We start from the raw sequence: 3234 nt of genomic DNA on the forward strand, positions 1-3234 counted from the left end.
GCCTCCGGCCGAGGCGAACTCCGTCAGCCGCCGGGCCGTCTCGCCCTCCAGCACGGTGCAGGCGGGCAGAATGATCACGGCGTACGCCTCGTCGGCCACCCTCAGCCGCCCGCCGGAGACGACGGCGCGCTGCACCGAGTCGTCGTCGATCACGTCGGCGTCGAGCAGCGCCCGGTCGAGCGCTCCGGGGACGGCACGGAACCACGCCATGTCGCCGACCAGCTCACGGTAGATCCGCTGCGCCTCGGCGGCGTCGTCGTCCACGCCGTCCAGCCGGGTGCCCGCCTGCGCGGTCGCGGTGGGCAGCAGTACCGCGACGTCACAGACGTGGCGGCCGAGCGACAGGGCGGCGCACAGCCTCGCGACGGCGTCCGCGAACACCTTGTGGTGCGGCCAGTACGGCTGGCGCCAGTCGGTGGACGGCGGCGCCCACTCCCACCAGCCGCCCTTGGTCGTGTAATAGACGGCATGCGGGTTGTAGAGATTCGCGCCGGACCTCAGCCACGGCAGCAGCCAGTCGAAGGTCTCCTCCAGCGTCCCGCCCCACCCGCTGGAGTGGAACGCCTCGATCCAGGTCCGCGGCCGGCCGTAGAGGTGGGCCAGCGAGGAGTGGATCCGGGCGTCACCGTGGTGGTCGGAGCCGGGAGCGCCGAACCATCGGTGCGTACGCGCGTAGTCGGCGTAGAGCCGCACGCCGTCGACGGGATCGCCGGCTCGGGCGGGGTCCTGCTGGTCGCAGCCGTGCACCAGACCATGGCGCTCGTGCCATGCGGCGAGCGGCCGGAAGAACGCCTCTTCGGCCAGTTCGGCGCGGGTGAGGTGATAGTCGCGCCGGATCCGGGGGCCGTCCTCGGTCTCGGCGCCCGACCACAGCACCGGGAGCGACGGGGTGAGGTCGTAGCCGCGGCGCCGTTCGAACTCCTCGGCGAACCGCGCCGACCAGGTCGGCAGCGCGGGCAGCTCGTCCTGGAAGGAGCCGGCGATGACGCCGCCCAGCAGGTGCGGAACGCGCCGCTCGAACTCCCCGTGCACCCGGTCGAGCAGGGCCGCACAGGCGTCCGCCGAGAGATAGTCGAAGCCTCGGGTGACGGCCCGCCCGGACCGGTCAAGCCACTGGCCCGCGTAGGCCGGCTCCTCCTGGACCATCCGCGCCTGCAGGTCGGCGCCGGAGAAGCCGAGCTGGTCGTAGAACCACAGGCGTGCCCCGAGCTCGCGCGCGTCGGCGCAGACGCCCTCGAACAGCTCCCACCACCGCTCGGAGAAGAACGCCGGGTCGTCGGCGTCCGAGCCGAACATGGGCCCCGAGGGCGCCAGGTTCAAGATGACGAGATTGTGCACGCCGCCCGCGACGAACCGTTCCAGCTGCCAGCGCAGCCGGGCCGGGTCGAGCGCCTCGCCGCTCCACCACCAGATCGCGGCCGGCGAGAACTCCGGCGGCGGGTTCTCCAGCACCTCGGCGAGCCGGGCCGGCAACCCGGGCGACGCCGGCCCGAACCGAGACGACGCGAGCCGAGACGACCCGAGCGGGCCCGCCCCCGGTGGCGGCCCGCTCATCCCTTCAGCCCGCTGGCGAAGCCGCGGATGACGTAGCGCTGCAGCACCAGGAAGACCGCGAGGATCGGCAGCGCGGCGAGCACCAGGCCGGCGAAGACGATGCCGTAGTCGGAGACGTACTGCCCGACGAAGGCGAAGACGCGGACCGGCACCGTCTCCCTGGCGGATCCGCCGAGGTAGAGCAGCGGGGTGAAGAAGTCGTTCCAGATGAACACCGCGTTGAGGATCAGCACCGTTCCGGTGATCGGCCGCAGCAGCGGGAACACCACTTTGGTGAAGGCCTGCAGATGCGACGCGCCGTCGATCATGGCCGCGTTGGCGTAGTCGCGGGGCAGGGCCCGGATGAACCCGGTGTAGAGGAAGATCGTGAACGGCAGCTGGATGCCCGTATAGAAGATGATCATTCCTTGATAGGTGCCGAGCAGCCCCATCTGGTCGACCAGCTTGAACAACGGGATCATGCCGAGCTGGAACGGCAGCACGATGCCGAGCAGGAACAGCACATACAGCGTGAAGCCGAGCCGCGAGGCGCAGCGGGCCAGGAAATAGGCGCCGAACGAGCCGATGGCGATCAGGCAGACCAGGCTCACCACCGTGATCACCGTGCTGTTGAGCAGGGCCGAGCCCAGGGACGCCGACGACCAGGCCGAGGAGTAGTTCGCCCCCGTGGGCGGAACGGGCGGCGCCAGCGGCGAGCTCGCGATCTCCTGGCTGCCCTTGAGCGAGAGCGTGATCAGGGCGTAGACGGGGAACAGGAACGCCAGCCCGACGGCGATCATGACCAGTTCGAGGACGAACGTCCTGAACCCGTAGCGCAGGTGCGTCATGAGGTCACCTCCCGGCTGCGCAGGTAGCCGATCTGCACCAGCGACACGGCCGCGACGAACAGGGCGAGCACGAGGGCGATCGCGGTGCTGTAGCCGAACTTCCCGAAGACGAACGCCTGCTTGTACAGCACGGTCGACAGCGTCTCGCTCGCGTAGCCGGGGCCGCCGGCGGTCGCCGCGTAGACCTGGTCGAAGAGCTTCAGCCCGCCGATCGTCGAGAGCATCACGTTGATCGTGAGCGCGGGTGCCAGCAGTGGCCAGGTGACGTACCTGAACCGCTGGAAACGACCGGCGCCGTCGATCATCGCGGCCTCGTGCAGCTCGGCCGGCACCCCCTCCAGCCCGGCCAGGAAGATCACCATCGAGTATCCGGCGTACTGCCAGACCACCATCCCGGCGACCGACCACAGCGCGAGCGAGGGGTTGCCGAGCCAGTCCTGCCGCAGGCCGCCGAGCCCGACCGCGCCCAGAATTCCGTTGAGCCCGGCCTTGGGTTCGGGGTTGTAGACGTACTTCCACAGGAACGCGACCATGACCGGGCTGACGACCGCGGGCGCGAAGAAGATCGCCCGGAGCGCGGTGCGCGACTTGATGCGCGAGTGCACACCGAGCGCGAGCAGCAGCCCGATGCCGTTCTGCACGACCACGATGGCCACGGTCAGCAGTAGCGTGTTCTTCAGCGAGCCCATCGCCCGCTCGTCGTGCAGCAGCGTGCGGAAGTTCTCGAGCCCGGTGAAGGACTTGCCGCCGATGCCGCTCCAGTCGGTGAAGGCGTACAGAACACCCGAGATGCTCGGGTAGAGCACCACCACCGCGTAGACGAGCAGCGCCGGGGCCACGAACCACCACGGCG

The 3234-nt window shown here is 70.1% G+C and carries 3 protein-coding genes; all 3 read right to left on the bottom strand.

The window, feature by feature from the left end; translation table 11 throughout:
* Positions 1-1554, bottom strand: a 1554-nt coding sequence (locus HKK72_RS37830; protein ID WP_261987580.1) for a glycosyl hydrolase, incomplete at its 3' end; no start/stop codon positions are given.
* A complete protein-coding gene (locus HKK72_RS37835) occupies positions 1551-2381 on the bottom strand; it encodes a carbohydrate ABC transporter permease (RefSeq protein ID WP_187239196.1) in 831 nt (276 codons plus the stop codon). The genes HKK72_RS37835 and HKK72_RS37830, both read right to left, overlap by 4 nt.
* Positions 2378-3234 (bottom strand): carbohydrate ABC transporter permease (locus tag HKK72_RS37840; protein ID WP_187239197.1); only part of this gene is annotated, 857 nt, incomplete at its 5' end. The genes HKK72_RS37840 and HKK72_RS37835, both read right to left, overlap by 4 nt.

The sequence above is a fragment of the Actinomadura sp. HBU206391 genome, assembly GCF_014323665.1.
GTDB lineage: Bacteria > Actinomycetota > Actinomycetes > Streptosporangiales > Streptosporangiaceae > Actinomadura_C.

Bases quoted from the DNA above. Each gene is read 5' to 3' on its own strand.
- HKK72_RS37835 (WP_187239196.1), bottom strand. From the start codon at position 2,381: ATGACGCACCTGCGCTACGGGTTCAGGACGTTCGTCCTCGAACTGGTC.